The sequence below is a fragment of the Bacillus sp. KICET-1 genome (assembly GCF_027721405.1).
GTDB lineage: Bacteria > Bacillota > Bacilli > Bacillales > Bacillaceae > Bacillus > Bacillus velezensis.
Genome location: NZ_CP113515.1, coordinates 827,917 through 844,300, shown reverse-complemented (window position 1 = coordinate 844,300; position 16,384 = coordinate 827,917). Strand labels below are relative to the sequence as shown.

The 16,384-nt window shown below is 44.3% G+C and carries 19 protein-coding genes and 1 rRNA gene; 19 read left to right on the top strand and 1 reads right to left on the bottom strand.

The genetic code is table 11. The features are described 5' to 3' along the window. The first annotated feature begins 49 nt into the window (after positions 1 to 49). From rrf to rsmI, 14 genes are all read left to right on the top strand, one after another. A 5S ribosomal RNA gene (gene rrf, locus OVA33_RS04330) occupies positions 50 to 165 on the top strand. A 174-nt stretch (positions 166 to 339) separates the two neighbouring features. Next, positions 340 to 534 (top strand): sigma factor G inhibitor Gin, encoded by a 195-nt coding sequence (locus tag OVA33_RS04325; protein WP_007409914.1) that lies wholly within the window; start codon positions 340 to 342, stop codon positions 532 to 534. Between the two features lie 148 nt (positions 535 to 682). Next, on the top strand, positions 683 to 1,297 hold the full coding sequence (locus tag OVA33_RS04320) for a 5-bromo-4-chloroindolyl phosphate hydrolysis family protein (protein WP_014416714.1): 615 nt from the start codon (positions 683 to 685) through the stop codon (positions 1,295 to 1,297). 15 nt (positions 1,298 to 1,312) lie between these two features. Further along, positions 1,313 to 2,431 carry a toxic anion resistance protein gene (locus OVA33_RS04315; protein WP_063637082.1) on the top strand — a complete coding sequence of 373 codons (1,119 nt, stop codon included), beginning with the start codon at positions 1,313 to 1,315 and terminating at the stop codon, positions 2,429 to 2,431. A 77-nt stretch (positions 2,432 to 2,508) separates the two neighbouring features. Next, positions 2,509 to 3,942, top strand: a complete 1,434-nt coding sequence (locus OVA33_RS04310) for an aminotransferase class I/II-fold pyridoxal phosphate-dependent enzyme (RefSeq protein ID WP_063637081.1) — start codon at positions 2,509 to 2,511, stop codon at positions 3,940 to 3,942. Further along, positions 3,939 to 4,577, top strand: a complete 639-nt coding sequence (gene tmk, locus OVA33_RS04305) for a dTMP kinase (RefSeq protein ID WP_007615155.1) — start codon at positions 3,939 to 3,941, stop codon at positions 4,575 to 4,577. Before OVA33_RS04310 ends, tmk begins: the two co-directional genes overlap by 4 nt. Before the next feature lie 70 nt (positions 4,578 to 4,647). After that, the gene (gene darA, locus OVA33_RS04300) at positions 4,648 to 4,977 is read left to right on the top strand and encodes a cyclic di-AMP receptor DarA (protein ID WP_004264734.1); all 330 of its coding nucleotides are present in this window, start codon (positions 4,648 to 4,650) and stop codon (positions 4,975 to 4,977) included. Between the two features lie 12 nt (positions 4,978 to 4,989). Next, positions 4,990 to 5,430 carry a YaaR family protein gene (locus OVA33_RS04295; RefSeq protein ID WP_004264730.1) on the top strand — a complete coding sequence of 147 codons (441 nt, stop codon included), beginning with the start codon at positions 4,990 to 4,992 and terminating at the stop codon, positions 5,428 to 5,430. An 11-nt stretch (positions 5,431 to 5,441) separates the two neighbouring features. After that, complete coding sequence (gene holB, locus OVA33_RS04290) at positions 5,442 to 6,431, top strand: DNA polymerase III subunit delta' (RefSeq protein ID WP_007409919.1); 990 nt, start codon at positions 5,442 to 5,444, stop codon at positions 6,429 to 6,431. Positions 6,432 to 6,433: 2 nt separating this feature from the next. After that, positions 6,434 to 7,261 (top strand): competence/sporulation regulator complex protein RicT, encoded by an 828-nt coding sequence (gene ricT / locus OVA33_RS04285; protein ID WP_004264723.1) that lies wholly within the window; start codon positions 6,434 to 6,436, stop codon positions 7,259 to 7,261. A 14-nt stretch (positions 7,262 to 7,275) separates the two neighbouring features. After that, positions 7,276 to 7,635: a replication initiation-control protein YabA gene (gene yabA, locus OVA33_RS04280; RefSeq protein ID WP_004264720.1), complete on the top strand. Its 360-nt coding sequence runs from the start codon at positions 7,276 to 7,278 to the stop codon at positions 7,633 to 7,635. A gap of 60 nt (positions 7,636 to 7,695) precedes the next feature. Next, positions 7,696 to 8,439: a tRNA1(Val) (adenine(37)-N6)-methyltransferase gene (locus OVA33_RS04275; RefSeq protein ID WP_004264717.1), complete on the top strand. Its 744-nt coding sequence runs from the start codon at positions 7,696 to 7,698 to the stop codon at positions 8,437 to 8,439. Next, a complete protein-coding gene (locus tag OVA33_RS04270) occupies positions 8,426 to 8,725 on the top strand; it encodes a GIY-YIG nuclease family protein (RefSeq protein WP_063637080.1) in 300 nt (99 codons plus the stop codon). The genes OVA33_RS04275 and OVA33_RS04270 overlap by 14 nt, the downstream gene beginning before the upstream one ends. Then, on the top strand, positions 8,700 to 9,581 hold the full coding sequence (rsmI, locus tag OVA33_RS04265; protein WP_017419497.1) for a 16S rRNA (cytidine(1402)-2'-O)-methyltransferase: 882 nt from the start codon (positions 8,700 to 8,702) through the stop codon (positions 9,579 to 9,581). Before OVA33_RS04270 ends, rsmI begins: the two co-directional genes overlap by 26 nt. A 49-nt stretch (positions 9,582 to 9,630) precedes the next feature. On the opposite strand, the gene abrB is transcribed toward rsmI, so the two are convergent. Then, positions 9,631 to 9,921: a transition state genes transcriptional regulator AbrB gene (gene abrB / locus OVA33_RS04260; RefSeq protein WP_169510469.1), complete on the bottom strand. Its 291-nt coding sequence runs from the start codon at positions 9,919 to 9,921 to the stop codon at positions 9,631 to 9,633. A 482-nt stretch (positions 9,922 to 10,403) separates the two neighbouring features. Between abrB and metG the strand changes: the two genes are divergently transcribed. The 5 genes from metG (at position 10,404) to rsmA (ending at position 16,268) form a co-directional block, all read left to right on the top strand. After that, entirely contained in the window at positions 10,404 to 12,395 is a 1,992-nt protein-coding gene (gene metG / locus OVA33_RS04255) for a methionine--tRNA ligase (protein ID WP_017419496.1), read from the top strand. A gap of 76 nt (positions 12,396 to 12,471) precedes the next feature. Further along, entirely contained in the window at positions 12,472 to 13,239 is a 768-nt protein-coding gene (locus tag OVA33_RS04250; protein ID WP_017419495.1) for a TatD family hydrolase, read from the top strand. 134 nt (positions 13,240 to 13,373) lie between these two features. Then, entirely contained in the window at positions 13,374 to 14,699 is a 1,326-nt protein-coding gene (locus OVA33_RS04245; protein ID WP_104843579.1) for a resuscitation-promoting factor, read from the top strand. A gap of 134 nt (positions 14,700 to 14,833) precedes the next feature. After that, positions 14,834 to 15,397: a ribonuclease M5 gene (rnmV, locus tag OVA33_RS04240; RefSeq protein WP_004264696.1), complete on the top strand. Its 564-nt coding sequence runs from the start codon at positions 14,834 to 14,836 to the stop codon at positions 15,395 to 15,397. Beyond that, a complete protein-coding gene (gene rsmA, locus OVA33_RS04235) occupies positions 15,387 to 16,268 on the top strand; it encodes a 16S rRNA (adenine(1518)-N(6)/adenine(1519)-N(6))-dimethyltransferase RsmA (RefSeq protein WP_004264694.1) in 882 nt (293 codons plus the stop codon). Before rnmV ends, rsmA begins: the two co-directional genes overlap by 11 nt. Positions 16,269 to 16,384 lie beyond the last annotated feature (116 nt).

Below are 16,384 nucleotides of genomic sequence, written 5' to 3'. Positions count from 1 at the left end.
TTGAATGTATGCTTACTGTTATCTAGTTTTGAGAGAACACTCTCAATGGTTTGGTGGCGATAGCGAAGAGGTCACACCCGTTCCCATGCCGAACACGGAAGTTAAGCTCTTCAGCGCCGATGGTAGTCGGGGGTTTCCCCCTGTGAGAGTAGGACGCCGCCAAGCTATCATTACGGTAAAGGCAGCTCATCATGAGTTGCCTTTTTTGTTTTTGAATAAAAACAAAACAAACACCGAAATACGGAAACGCCCATATACTAATTGCAAACTTCAAAAAGGTCCAAATTGTGTATACAATCAACAGCTTAAGGGAAGGCTATTCATACGGAGGTGGGCAAAATGAATGAAACGTCCAGCCATGAAGAAACATGTATTGTGTGTGAAACCAAAAAAAGCAGGGGAATCCATATTTATACGAAATTTATATGTTTAGAGTGTGAGAAGAAAGTAGTTTCCACTCCGACCTCTGATCCGAATTATGAATTTTTCGTTCGTAAACTGAAAAGCCTTCATACACCGACGTTATATTCTTAACCCTGAAAAGGGTCTTTTTTTTGCCTGAAATCAGAGGAGTTTTTACACTTTTTATAAAAGAACTGATACGATAAGAAGAGAAACTTGTTTAGACATGGAATGTAATAGATAATACTGATAAAAGTGAATAAATAGGAGTCGATCAAGTATGAAACCGTTTATTCAATATATGAAATGGACGCTTTGCGGCAGCACAGTTTTTGTATTAGCGGGGATAACCTTCTTTACGATAGGGCATCAGCCTTTTCTGTATTCGCTTTTATACGGGGCAGCCAGCGGAGCCGCAGTCAGTGCGGCCGGTCTGTGGAATGCGAAGCGTCTCTTTTTAAAAAAACACCGGCTGACAAGAAAAGAATATGCTTATATCAAGGAAAATCTTGAGGAAGCAAAGGGCAAAATCATTCGATTACGCAGGGCGCTTTTTCGCTCTAAAAGTATACAAATGCTGAAGCAGAATGCAGAGATACTGCGGATAACCCGACGAATATATCTGCTCACAAAGCAGGAGCCGAAGCGTTTTTATCAGGCAGAGCGTTTCTATTATCAAACGCTTGATTCTGTTGTGGAACTGACGGAAAAGTATGCTCTGCTCTCCTCACAGCCGCGAAAAAATAAAGATTTATCAATGTCCTTGAGTGAGACGAGGATGACTCTAGCAGAGCTTTCCAGAAGGCTGGAAGAGGATCTTCATGAACTGATGAAGGAGGACATCGACGACCTGCACTTTGAATTAGATATGGCAAAGCATTCACTGAGAAAATAAGAAAGGAAGAAGGAAATGGCCAAAGACCGTTCCGACGACAGCATGGGCGCCCAAAATGACCAGACTCATCTAAAGCTTGCAGATACGCTGCCGGAAGAAAAAAGAGAAGCGGCACTTCAGGTCGCTGAAAAACTGGATCCTGGGAACATGCAAAGCATTGTTCTGTTTGGTTCACAGGCGCAGGCGAATCTTCTGGAATTTTCCCACACGATGATAGAGCACGTGCAAAGAAAAGATGCAGGAGAGATGGGACAGATACTGGCTGATTTGATGCTGAAGCTTGACCAGGTAAACCCCAATGATCTGCAGATGAAGAACAAAGGGTTTTTCGCCCGGCTGTTTAAAAGGGTATCCGGTTCTGTGCAGGAAGTGCTTTCGAAATATCAAAAGACAAGTGTGCAGATTGACCGTATCAGCAGAAGGCTGGAACATTCTAAAAATGTGCTGTTGAGTGACAATAAATTGTTAGATCAGCTGTACGCCCAAAATAAACAATACTTTTCTGATTTAACTATGTATATAGCAGCGGGGGAATTAAAATTAGATGAGCTGAAAACAAAGCTGATACCCGAAGCGGCAAGAAAAGCCGAATTACAAGAACACAATCAAATGGCCGCGCAGGAAGTGAATGATCTTCGCCAGTTTGCCGACCGTCTGGATAAGAGGGTGCATGATCTGCTGCTGAGCAGGCAGATTACGCTTCAGAGTGCGCCGCAAATCCGCCTGATTCAAAACACGAATCAGGCACTGGCAGAGAAAATTCAGTCCTCCATTGTTACGGCTATTCCTTTATGGAAGAATCAAGTCGCTATCGCGCTGACGCTTATGAGGCAGCGGAGTGCGGCAGATGTGCAGCAGAAGGCGGCGGATACGACAAATCAATTGCTGCTGAAAAACGCCGAACTTCTGAAAACAAGCACAGTCGAGACCGCCAAAGCCAATGAGCGCGGACTTGTTGAGGCAGAGACCCTCAAAAAAGTGCAGGAAAGCTTAGTCAGCACACTTGAAGAAATCATGTCTATTCAAGAAGAAGGCAGGATGAAACGCAGGCGTGCCGAGGAGGAGCTTGTTATCATGGAAGGCGATTTAAAAAAGAAGCTGCTTGATATGGGGACCGGCCGGGATAACGGCTAGATGGCAAAAAGTCTTAGCTTTAAGTTGGCTCGCAGGCACGATATAATAAGAAAGACAGGCAAAGGATTTGTTTAAAAATGGACACACCTTTATATACAGCGCTGATGAAGCATGCGCACCGAAATACGTACTCTTTTCATGTTCCGGGACATCACAATGGAGATGTCTTTTTTGATGAAGCCAAATCTGTATATCAATCTCTTTTATCTATTGATATGACTGAGATCACGGGTCTTGATGACTTGCATCACCCGACGGGGGTCATTAAGGAAGCGCAGGATTTGGTGAGCAGATTTTACGGCTCTCAGGAAAGTTTCTTTCTCGTCAATGGAACGACCGCCGGCAATCTGGCGATGATTTTAGCTGTTTGTGAACCGGGAGAACCCATTCTGATCCAGCGTAATTGTCACAAGTCTGTTTTCCATGCGGCGGCATTGGCCGGAGCCAAGCCGGTTTATTTGTCGCCGGAAATCGATGAAAACATGCATGTGCCGGCACATGTATCCCTTTCAGTCATCGAAAAAGCGCTGGCGTCATATCCGAACGCGAAAGGACTTGTTCTGACCAATCCGACTTACTACGGGCATGCCGCCGATTTGACTGCGGCAGTTAAAAAAGCCCATTCATACGGCGTTCCTGTACTGGTGGATGAGGCTCATGGAGCTCACTTTGTGTTAGGGCAGCCTTTCCCGCCCTCATCATTGGCTATGGGGGCGGACGCCGTTGTTCAATCGGCTCACAAAACGCTTCCGGCTATGACGATGGGATCTTACTTTCATTTAAACAGCACCCGAATTGACAGAGATCGATTAACTTATTATGTAAGCAGTTTGCAAAGCAGTAGCCCGTCATACCCGATTATGGCATCTTTAGATACGGCGCGCGCTTATGTGCAGGACATTGCTGAAAAAGGGAAACTTCCCGTCCATATGGAGCACATTGAGAAAATCAAACGAAGGTTCGCATCAATTTCTTCTATTGAAATAATCGAGCCTTCCGGATATGGGCTGCGGGCGGACCCGTTAAAATTAATACTTCGGTCAAAGCTCGGACATTCCGGCTATTCATTACAACGCATTTTGGAGAGTGAAGACATTGTTGTCGAGCTGGCTGACGAGTACCAAGTATTGCTCGTCCTGCCGATAGGCGGCCGGCGGATGATAGAACAGGCAACCGTAAGAAACATACAGCAGAAACTGGAGAATACACCGCCCGATAAATTGCCGGATGCCGTGAATTGGACATTTCCGTCCATATCGACACTTGAATACCCGCAAAATGAGATGCGGAAGTTTACAAAAGAGCCTGCAGATATAAATAAGGCGGCCGGGCGCTTGCATGCGGGGAACATTATTCCTTATCCGCCGGGAATTCCGCTGATCATGGACGGAGAACGGATAACAGAAGAGATCGTACAAAAGCTTTCCCGTTTAATCGGCATGGACGCGCATATTCAAGGCTTATTAAACGGGGAACAATTACTTGTCTATATAGAAGAGGAGAAATCATGAGCGGTTTATTTATAACATTTGAAGGTCCTGAAGGTGCAGGGAAAACGACTGTGCTTCAGGAAATGAAAGAGATTCTGTCGGCAGAGGGGCTCCCGGTGACAGCGACAAGAGAACCGGGCGGCATCGATATTGCGGAACAGATCAGAGAAGTGATCTTAAATAAAAACAATACACTGATGGATGCAAAAACGGAGGCGCTGCTTTATGCTGCGGCGAGAAGACAGCATTTAGCCGAAAAGGTGCAGCCTGCATTGAAAGAAGGCCGCATTGTGCTGTGCGATCGTTTCATCGACAGTTCGCTGGCTTATCAAGGCTATGCGAGAGGGCTCGGCATTGATGAAGTCCTTTCTATTAACCAGTTTGCAATCGGCGATACGATGCCTGATGTCACCATCTATTTTTCTATTGAGCCGGAAGAAGGGTTGAAACGGATTACGTCGAATGATTCAAGAGAAAAGAATCGTCTCGATCTTGAGGCCCTGCACTTTCACACGAAAGTACGGGAAGGATACCAAAAGGTCATGCAGCGTTTTCCGGAAAGATTCCATACAATCGACGCATCGAAAAAGAAGGAACTCGTCATTCAGGACGCACTTCAAGTGATAAATGAAGCATTGAAAAAAATTCAGTTGTGACCTGTTTCTCATAAGTTGCTATAATGAATGTAACGACAATGTTCTTTCCAACCTAAAGGGGGCCTAGAGAATGAAACTAATAGTGGCAGTGGTGCAGGATCAGGACAGCAACAGGCTTTTGAAAGTATTAACCGACCACAACTTCAGGGTGACGAAGCTTGCGACAACAGGCGGATTCCTTAAATCAGGCAATACGACGTTTATGATCGGGGTGGAAGATATCCGTGTCGATAAAGCGCTCAGCCTCATTAAAGAGAATGGCTGTAAACGTGATCAGATGATTGCCCCGGTATCCCCGATGGGCGGGAATGCGGATTCCTACGTTCCATATCCCGTCGAAGTGGAAGTCGGCGGAGCGACGGTCTTTGTCCTCCCGGTCGATGAATTTCATCAATTTTAAGGATTTGACGACGTGAAAATAAATTCTGACTTACGTACATTTATTGAGAAAAAGCAGCAGCCTGCTTATAAAGCGGCAGAGCTGTCCGGAACGTTTAAAAGTTCAATGGACAGCCAAAGCAGCAAGCTGAAATTTGATCAGCTGAGCAGGTTCTTAACGGATATAGAAACGTTCGGGAAAAGGCTGACGAAGTCGAGAAACTTCAAAGACTTAGCGAAATTCAAAGGATTGGTAAAACGTTTTGTAAAAGAGGCCGTAGACAGCGGATTATCGCATGAGACGGAGAAAAGCTTTGACCTGTACGGCAGCAGCCGGACTCTGGGGCTTGTGAAAGAAATAGATGAAAAACTGCTTCAGCTGACGGAAGAAATGTTAGATCAGGAAAAACCGGCAATTGATTTGCTGGATCGAATCGGAGAAATAAAAGGTTTATTGATTAACCTTTACACATAGAGAGTGATACAATGGCAATATCATGGAAGGAAATGACCGGGCAGCAGCCCAGAGTGATGAGGCTTTTGCATAACAGCATTGAAAAGAAAAGGCTTTCTCACGCATATCTGTTTGAAGGCAAAAAAGGTACGGGCAAATTGGATGCCGCACTGCTTCTCGCAAAAAGCTTTTTTTGCCTTGAAGACGGGACTGAGCCTTGCGGGGAATGCCGGAACTGTAAGCGTATCGAATCCGGAAACCATCCCGACCTGCATGTGGTTCAGCCCGACGGATTATCCATTAAAAAGGCTCAGATCCAATCGCTTCAGGAAGAGTTTTCTAAAACAGGACTGGAATCGCATAAAAAGCTGTACATTATATCCCATGCGGATCAAATGACGACAAATGCGGCAAACAGTCTGCTGAAATTTTTAGAGGAGCCGAGTCAAGACACCATCGCAATTCTTATTACTGAGCAGCTCCATCGAATACTGGATACCATCGTTTCGAGATGTCAGGTTCTTCCGTTCCAGCCGCTTCAGCCGAAAGCCATAGAAGAAAGGCTGATTGAACAGGAAGTGAGCCCTCACATGGCCCGGCTCTTAGCAAATATGACAAATAATATTGCGGAAGCAGTCGAATTAAGTCGAAATGATGAGTTTGCAGAGTCCAGAGCGAAAGTGATAAAATTGTATGAAGTCTTACATCAGCGGAAAGGACATGCCTTTTTCTTCATTCAGGATCAGTGGGTGCCCTTTTTCAAAGAAAAAACCCATCAAGAAATGGGTCTTGATATGCTCTTATTGATATACCGTGATGTATTATCCATCCAAATTGGAAATGAAGATAAACTGATTTATCAAGACTTATTCCAATCAATAAAACAGCATGCGCTGCAATTTACACAACAAAGCGTTACGAACCAAATTCTCGCTGTTTTAGAAGCAAAAAAACGGCTTCATTCCAATGTGAATGTGCAGGGATTAATGGAGCACTTGGTGTTAACGTTGCAGGAGGGATAAGCTTGTACAACGTAATAGGCGTCCGCTTTAAAAAAGCGGGAAAAATTTATTATTTTGATCCGAACGGATTTGATATAGAACAAGACAGCTGCGTCATTGTTGAAACCGTAAGAGGTGTCGAATACGGGCAGGTTGTCATCGCAAATAAACAAGTGGACGAGCATGATGTTGTGCTTCCGCTTCGAAAGGTCATACGCGTTGCTGATGAACGCGATCTTCTCATTGTAGAAGAAAACAAACAGGAGGCCCTGTCCGCTTTTGAAGTCTGTCAGAAAAAAGTGGCTGACCACGGCTTAGATATGAAGCTGGTTGATGTTGAGTTTACATTTGACCGCAATAAAGTCATTTTTTACTTTACAGCAGACGGACGGGTTGATTTCAGGGAATTGGTCAAAGACTTGGCTTCTATCTTTAAAACGAGAATCGAATTGCGCCAAATCGGGGTGAGGGACGAGGCGAAAATGCTCGGCGGTATCGGACCATGCGGGAGAATGCTTTGCTGCTCCACGTTCCTCGGTGATTTTGAACCGGTGTCCATCAAAATGGCGAAGGATCAAAATTTATCGTTGAACCCAACGAAGATTTCCGGTCTGTGCGGCCGTTTGATGTGCTGTTTGAAGTACGAAAATGATGAGTATGAGACGGCAAAAGAACAGCTGCCGGATTTAGGCGAAATGATTACGACGGCAAACGGCCCCGCAAAGGTTGTCGGTCTTAATATTCTGGAACGGGTGCTTCAGGTGGAACTGAAGAATCGTGAAAAAGTGATAGAATATACTTGGGAAGAGCTCTTGGAAGAGGGCGTCGTATCCGCACAAACCACAGATTAACGAGGTGTGGAACCTTGGATAAAAAAGAGTTATTTGATACTGTCATAAACCTGGAGGAACAAATCGGTTCGCTGTACCGTCAGCTGGGTGACTTAAAGCAGCATATCGGCGAAATGATTGAAGAGAATCACCATCTTCAGCTTGAAAATAAGCATTTGCGTAAGCGGCTTGATGACACGACAGAGCAAATTGAGAAATTCAAAGCCGATCAGAAAGAAACAAAAACACAGAAGGCAGAGCAGAGTGATATAGGAGAAGGGTACGACAATCTGGCCCGGCTGTATCAAGAAGGCTTTCATATTTGCAACGTCCATTATGGGAGCGTCCGCAAGGGAGATTGCCTTTTTTGTCTGTCCTTCTTAAATAAAAAATAAGGAAAAGGCTTCCGCTGATGTCGGAAGCCTTTTTCAAAGAGTGCCGAAAGGAATAAGATTATGGTTTCATTACGTGATGATGAAAGATTGGATTACTTATTAGCAGAGGATATGAAAATAGTACAGAGTCCGACGGTTTTCGCTTTTTCATTAGATGCCGTGCTGCTGTCTAAGTTTGCATACGTTCCGATTCAAAAGGGGAACATCGTTGATTTATGTACGGGGAACGGCATTGTGCCGCTTTTGCTCAGCACAAGGTCAAAAGCCGATATCACCGGGGTTGAAATTCAGGAACGCTTGTATGATATGGCGCTCCGAAGCGTGGAATACAACGGGCTGGGCGGTCAGATCAGTCTCATTCATGATGATCTGAAAAATATGCCGGAAAGACTCGGACATAATAAATATGATGTTGTCACCTGCAATCCGCCTTATTTTAAAACACCGAAAGAAGCGGAGCAGAACCTGAACGAGCATCTCAGAATCGCAAGGCACGAAATCCTTTGCACGCTTGAAGATGTGATTTCCGTCAGCAGCAAACTGCTGAAGCAAGGCGGAAAAGCGGCTCTCGTTCATCGGCCGGGGAGGCTTTTGGAAATCTTTGAATTAATGAAAGCGTACCGAATAGAACCGAAACGGGTTCAGTTTATTTATCCGAAACAAGGTAAAGAAGCGAATACCATTTTGGTTGAAGGAATTAAAGGCGGCCGCCCTGATCTCAAAATTCTTCCCCCGCTGTTCGTATACAATGAACAAAATGAATATACGAAAGAGATCCGAACGATTTTATATGGAGACAAATAGTCATTTCTTTTATGTGCTGCTGTGCAATGACAACAGTCTGTATGCCGGTTATACAAATGATCTGCAAAAACGGCTGAAAACCCACAATGAGGGAAAGGGCGCGAAGTACACAAGGGCGCGGAGGCCGGTTTCGTTATGCCATGCGGAATCATTTGAAACAAAACGGGAAGCGATGCAGGCGGAATACCGTTTTAAACAGCTGACCCGAAAGAAAAAAGAGCAATATATAGAAGAAAAACAACGCAGCAAGGAGGCTGTATATGTTAAGACGCCAGATGAGTTTTAACGGAAAATCTGAAATGGGAACTCTGTACCTTGTTCCTACACCGATCGGCAATTTGGAGGACATGACCTTTCGTGCAGTAGAGACGCTGAAATCGGCCGATGTCATAGCTGCCGAAGATACGAGACAGACGAAAAAGCTGTGCCATGTTTATGCCATAGAAACATCTCTCATCAGCTATCATGAACATAATAAAGAAAGCAGCGGCCATAAAATCATTGAATGGCTGAAAAGCGGAAAGAATGTGGCATTGGTCAGTGATGCCGGCATGCCGACAATTTCCGACCCGGGGGCTGAGATTGTGAGAGATTTCACCCAAATCGGCGGATATGTCGTTCCGCTTCCGGGTGCAAATGCGGCATTAACCGCGCTGACCGCATCAGGCATCACCCCGCAGCCGTTTTTCTTCTACGGATTTTTAAACAGACAGAAAAAAGAAAAGAAGAAAGAACTCGAAATCCTGAAAAAACGGCAGGAAACGATGATATTTTATGAAGCGCCGCACAGATTAAAAGAAACATTAACAGCAATGCATGACGTTTTGGGTAATCGAACCATCGCCGTCACGAGAGAATTAACGAAAAAGTACGAGGAATTCATCAGAGGAACCATCGCCGAGGTGATTGAATGGGCAAATGAAGATCAAATCCGCGGTGAGTTCTGTCTCGTTGTCGAAGGAAATCAAACCGCTGAACCGGATGAAGAGGAAAAGCCTTGGTGGACGGAGCTTTCTGAGAAAGAACATGTGGAGCATTACATAAATGAAGGATCTTCTTCCAAACAGGCCATAAAACAAACAGCGGTAGATCGGGACGTGCCGAAACGCGAGATTTATGACGCTTATCACATTCAATCATAAAAAAAACCGTTCTTGTGTCGTAACAAGAACGGTTTTTGTATGAAATAGCTTATTTTTGGTTTTGAAGCTGGTTTTGAATTTCAGAGATGATTTGCTCAGCGCCTTCTTTGCTGAGTACCAATTTGCCGCCGGCAAGTTTAAGGTTATCATCAGAAACTTCACCAGTTACTTGGCAAGTCATGTTTGGTTTATATTTTTTAAGGATGATTTTTTCATCATCAACATAAATTTCAAGAGCGTCTTTTTCTGCGATGCCCAGTGTACGGCGAAGTTCGATAGGGATAACTACGCGTCCAAGTTCATCAACTTTACGTACGATACCAGTAGATTTCATTAACAGTCTCCTCCCGAGAGATAATTATTTGTAGTTTATATTTTTCTTCGTCATTATTCGACAAAATTCCTTACATTCCTAGCATAACAAGGTTTCCAATAATCGTCAATCTTTTTGTTTGCTATTGTTTGTAAGAATTAGTTCTTATAGTAAGTAAAGCCTTGGAAATCCTGAAATAACAGGCTTTTTGACTGCTTTTTCGAACCTATTATCCTACTGAAAATCCTTTTAAATCAAGACTTTCGAACCAAGATGTTTTATATTAGTAGATTATATACGACAAATTTCGACATGTTAAGACTTTTTTTAATTTCAATAAAAATTTTTAATTTTATTTACTCTTTTACGCGCAGTACGTATATATCCTTGATCTTAAAGGCTAAGATGGTATCATAGATAGAGGACAAATATCAATATTGTATATCAAATAAAACCGCTCTCGTCCTTTGGGCGTGAGCTTTTCGACATTCTGAATGGGAGGTTGCAACATGCCGCAAGACAATAATACTTTTTATATTACAACCCCGATATATTATCCGAGCGGAAAATTACATATCGGCCATGCTTATACTACCGTGGCCGGCGATGCGATGGCGCGTTACAAAAGATTAAAAGGATTTGACGTACGCTACTTAACCGGAACGGATGAGCACGGACAGAAAATCCAGCAGAAAGCGGAGGAAGAGAATATCACGCCTCAAGCTTATGTGGATCGTGCAGTTGCTGAAATCCAAAAACTATGGAAGCAGCTCGACATTTCTCACGATGATTTCATCCGGACGACGGAAAGCCGGCATAAAGAAATTATCGAGAAAGTGTTTCAAAATCTTCTTGATAATGGTGACATTTACCTGGATGAGTATGAGGGCTGGTACAGCATCCCTGATGAAACATTCTATACGGAAACACAGCTGGTGGATGTGGAACGAAATGAGAAGGGTGAGGTTGTCGGCGGAAAAAGCCCTGACAGCGGACACCCGGTCGAATTAATCAAAGAGGAGTCATACTTCTTCCGCATGAGCAAATACGCAGACCGCCTGCTGAAGTTTTATGAGGAAAATCCTTCTTTCATTCAGCCTGAATCACGCAAAAATGAAATGATTAACAACTTCATTAAACCGGGGCTTGAAGATTTGGCCGTTTCCAGAACGACGTTCGACTGGGGCGTAAAAGTACCGGGAAATCCGAAGCATGTCGTGTATGTATGGATTGACGCACTGTTCAACTATATTACAGCGCTCGGTTACGATACGGAAAATGATGAGCTTTACAAAAAGTACTGGCCGGCGGACGTCCATCTTGTCGGTAAAGAAATTGTCCGTTTTCATACCATTTACTGGCCGATTATGCTGATGGCGCTTGATCTCCCGCTGCCTAAGCAAGTATTCGCGCATGGCTGGTTATTGATGAAAGACGGAAAAATGTCGAAATCAAAAGGAAATGTCGTTGATCCGGTAACGTTAATTGAACGCTACGGCTTGGATGAACTTCGCTATTACCTGCTTCGCGAAGTACCGTTCGGTTCAGACGGTGTCTTTACGCCGGAAGGTTTCGTAGAACGGATTAATTATGACTTGGCGAACGACTTAGGAAACCTTCTGAATCGTACAGTCGCAATGATCCAAAAATATTTTGACGGCGAGATTGGTTCATATGAAGGAAATGTGACAGATTTTGATTCAGAGCTTTCTTCTGTAGCCGGTGAAACGGTTAAAGCTTATGAAAAGGCAATGGAAAACATGGAGTTTTCAGTCGCTTTATCAACGCTATGGCAATTAATCAGCCGTACGAACAAATATATTGATGAAACTGCTCCGTGGGTGCTTGCTAAAGATCAGGAAAAAGAAAAAGAATTACGTTCTGTCATGTATCATTTAGCTGAATCATTACGTATCTCAGCCGTATTGCTCCAGCCTTTCTTGACACAAACGCCTGAAAAAATGTTTGCCCAGCTAGGAGTTGAGGATCAGTCTCTTAAAGCATGGGACAGCATTCAGACATTCGGCCAATTGAAGAACACGAAAGTGAAAAAAGGGGAACCGCTTTTCCCTCGTCTTGAAGCTGAAGAAGAAGTAGCTTACATCAAGCAAAAAATGCAAGGAACTGCTCCTGCTAAAGAAGAAAAGGCGGAAGAGCCGCAAGAAGCAGAGCATCTTCCTGAAATTACGTTTGATCAATTTATGGATACAGAACTTCGCGTCGCAGAAGTCTTGTCCGCAGAGCCGGTGAAAAAAGCAGATCGGCTGCTGAAATTGCAAATTGATCTGGGCTTTGAACAGCGCCAAGTTGTATCAGGTATCGCGAAGCATTACACACCGGATCAGCTTGTGGGAATGAAGATCATTTGTGTAACGAATTTAAAACCGGTAAAACTGAGAGGCGAGCTTTCTCAAGGAATGATACTGGCAGGAGAATCGGACGGCGTTCTCAAAGTTGTAGCTGTCGACCAGTCATTACCGAAAGGCACTCGAATTAAATAAATAGATGCAAAAGGTGTTTCACGTGTAACATTCCGTCGAACACCTTTTGTTTTTCAACAAGAAAGGAGTTTTTATGATGCTTTTTGATACACATGCGCACTTAAATGCCGAGCAATTTGACACAGACTTAGAGGAAGTCATTGCGCGTGCAAAGGCTGAAAAAGTTGAACGAATCGTCGTTGTCGGATTCGATAAACCCACTATCACGCGTGCGATGGAGTTGATTGAGGAATATGACTTTATATACGCTGCGATCGGTTGGCATCCGGTAGATGCAATTGACATGACAGAGGAAGATTTATCATGGATTAAGGAACTGTCCTCTCACGAAAAAGTCGTGGCAATCGGAGAGATGGGCCTTGATTACCACTGGGATAAATCACCAAAAGACGTTCAGAAAGAAGTATTCCGGAAACAAATCGCTCTCGCCAAAGAAGTGAACCTTCCAATCATCATTCATAATCGTGATGCAACGGAAGATGTTGTCACGATTTTGAAAGAAGAGGGGGCGGAAGAAGTCGGCGGCATTATGCACTGCTTTACGGGGAGCGCGGAGGTTGCCCGGCAGTGTATGGATATGAATTTCTATATTTCATTCGGCGGACCGGTTACCTTCAAAAATGCGAAGAAACCAAAAGAAGTGGCAAAGGAAATTCCGAATGACCGTTTGCTGATTGAAACGGACTGTCCTTTCCTGACACCGCATCCTTTCCGCGGTAAACGAAATGAGCCAAGCTATGTAAAATATGTTGCTGAACAGCTCGCTGAATTAAAAGGGCTGACATATGAAGAAATTGCCTCAATTACAACCGAAAACGCAAAAAGACTTTTCCGCATGAACTGACAGAATGCGCTGTCGTAACGTGTAAAGGCTTGTCCGATTCAGTGGATATGTAAAACCGTTCTACAAGCTTCCTTCTCCTCATAAGATAGGTTGTCGATATGTCTCTCTTCCTTTTTTTGCTTTGTTTTTGCATAATGAGGGATACGCTGAAGGTTTTTCATCTTCGAGATGGGAGGGTTGACAGCATTTTAGATACTCTATATAATCTCTCCGAGGAGAAGGAGGCGTTTTTCATCACACAAAAAATGAAAAAACTGTTTTCCGTAAAGCTTGGTAAAAGCAAGGTTATTCTTATTGCAGCTATTATTCTGCTGGGCGGAACCGGGACTGCATACGGGTCACATGAGCTCTCAAAACAATCAGTTTCTGTTTCCATCAACGGCAAGAAAAAGCAAATACGCACTCATGCAAAAACGGTTGGGGAACTTCTGGAAGATTTACATATAGAGACGAGAAATGAAGACCGGATTACCCCGTCTAAGCAGACAGCATTGGCAGACAACATGAATGTCGTGTATGAAGCTGCAAAGCAGATCCGTGTGACAAGAGGCGGAGAAGAAAAGACTTTATGGTCAACGGCAAAAACAGTCGGCGCATTTCTGAACGAACAGCATACACCTGTGAATCAGCACGATAAAATAGATCCAGCAGCAGATACGAAAGTGACAAACGGCATGAAAGTCACGGTCGACCCGGCTTTTCAGGTCACTGTAAATGATGCGGGAAAGAAAAAGAAAATATGGACGACTTCGACTACGGTCGCTGACTTTTTAACGCAGCATAAGATGGACATGAAAGACGAAGATAAAGTAAAACCGGCATTACACGAAAAGCTCACAAAAAATCAGGCCGGTATACAAATCACTCGTATCGAAAAAGTCACCGATGTAGTTGAGGAAAAAATAGCGTATCAAGTGAAAGAAAAAGAAGATGCGTCTCTCGACAGCGGGAAAGAAAAGATCGTTCAAAAAGGAAAAGAAGGCAAACTTAAAAAGCATTTTCATGTTGTCAAAGAAAATGGAAAAGAAGTTTCAAGAAAGCTTGTTAAAGAAGAAACATCTGAAAAAAGCAAAGATCAGATCATTGCGGTCGGCACAAAGCGGCACAGTCCCAAGATTGAGCAGCTCAGTGCACCTGTGAAGGCATCTTCGGGCGAAACCGGATCTTCCGGTAAAGTGATTACCGTGTCTTCCACGGCTTATACCGCAAGCTGCAGCGGCTGTTCCGGCCATACGGCTACAGGCGTTAACCTGACAAGCAATCCGAATGCCAAAGTCATTGCGGTAGACCCAAGCGTCATCCCGCTCGGCACAAGAGTCCACGTAGACGGATACGGGGATGCCGTGGCCGCTGATACAGGCTCAGCCATTAAAGGAAGACGGATTGATGTCTTTTTCCCTGAAAAATCTTCAGCTTACCGCTGGGGAAAGAAACAGGTCAAAATAAAAATCTTAAATTAATTCCGATTCACTCAGAGGGTTTTGCGCCCTCTGTTTTTTTCGTTATAATAGGTAAAGTGTATTTTCAGTATATTAGACGTGACATGTAAGCAAAGGTTTCGTTTTGGATATAAAAAGTTTTTTTGGAGGAAGTAATGAAAATTAAAGAAATTATTGTAGTCGAGGGACGCGATGACACTGCGCGCATAAAACTTGCCGTTGATGCGGATACGATCGAGACAAACGGTTCCGCAATCGGAGACGAAGTCATCAGACAGATTCGGCTGGCGCAGGAAACGAGAGGGGTCATCGTGCTGACGGACCCGGATTTTCCGGGGGAAAAGATCCGGAAAACCATTTCTGAAGCAGTACCCGGTTGTAAACACGCATTTCTGCCCAAACATCTTGCCAAACCGAAAAACAAGCGCGGCATTGGCGTTGAGCACGCATCCATTGAAAGCATCAGAGCATGTCTGGAAAATGTGCATGAAGAGATGGAGGCAAAGCCGAGTGAGATTTCAGCTGAAGATGTCATACAGGCCGGTCTGATCGGCGGACCGGCTGCCAAAAGACGCCGCGAACGATTGGGCGACCTGCTGAAGATCGGCTATACAAACGGCAAGCAGCTTCAAAAACGGCTGCAAATGTTTCAAATCAAAAGAAGTGATTTTATTGATGCGCTCGATGCTATGAGGCAGGAGGAACAGGATGAACAATAAAGATATCGCGACACCTATCAGAACGAAGGAAATTCTGAAAAAGTACGGTTTCTCTTTTAAAAAGAGTCTGGGACAGAATTTCTTAATTGATACAAATATATTGGACAGAATTGTGGACCATGCGGAAATTACGGATCGGACCGGAGTCATTGAAATCGGGCCCGGAATCGGCGCGCTGACAGAGCAGCTTGCCAAACGGGCGAAAAAGGTCGTCGCGTTTGAAATTGATCAGCGCCTGCTGCCCATTCTCAATGATACGCTGTCTCCGTATGACAATGTAACGATCATTCATCAAGATGTGCTGAAAGCAGACGTCAAATCTGTCATTGAAGAGCAGTTTCAGGATTGTGATGAAATTATGGTGACGGCGAATCTCCCATATTATGTGACGACGCCGATCATCATGAAGCTCTTGGAAGAACATCTTCCGTTAAAAGGGATTGTCGTGATGCTGCAAAAAGAGGTCGCTGAGCGGATGGCCGCTGATCCTTCCTCTAAGGAGTACGGATCGCTTTCCATTGCGGTTCAGTTCTATACGGAGGCCAAAACCGTCATGACCGTCCCGAAAACGGTGTTTGTGCCTCAGCCTAATGTCGATTCAGCCGTCATCCGTCTCTTGCTTCGTGACGGCCCGGCGGTTGACGTCGATAATGAACCGTTTTTCTTCCAGCTGATTAAAGCAAGCTTCGCACAGCGCCGGAAAACCTTGCTGAACAACCTTGTGAACAATCTTCCGGGCGGAAAAGAGAAAAAAGCTCAAATTGAAGAAGTTCTTCAAGAAACGAATATTGACGGAAAGCGGCGCGGTGAATCCCTGTCCATAGAAGAATTCGCGCTCCTGTCCAACGGATTGCATAAAGCCCTTTTCTAAGAGGGCTTTTTGTTTTGCGTCACCACTTGGACTGCCGCTACATAGGCTAGAGGAGAACCTTATTCATTCAACTGCAAGAAAAGCTTGAAACATCAAGCGCCGCAGCGGAAAGAGGT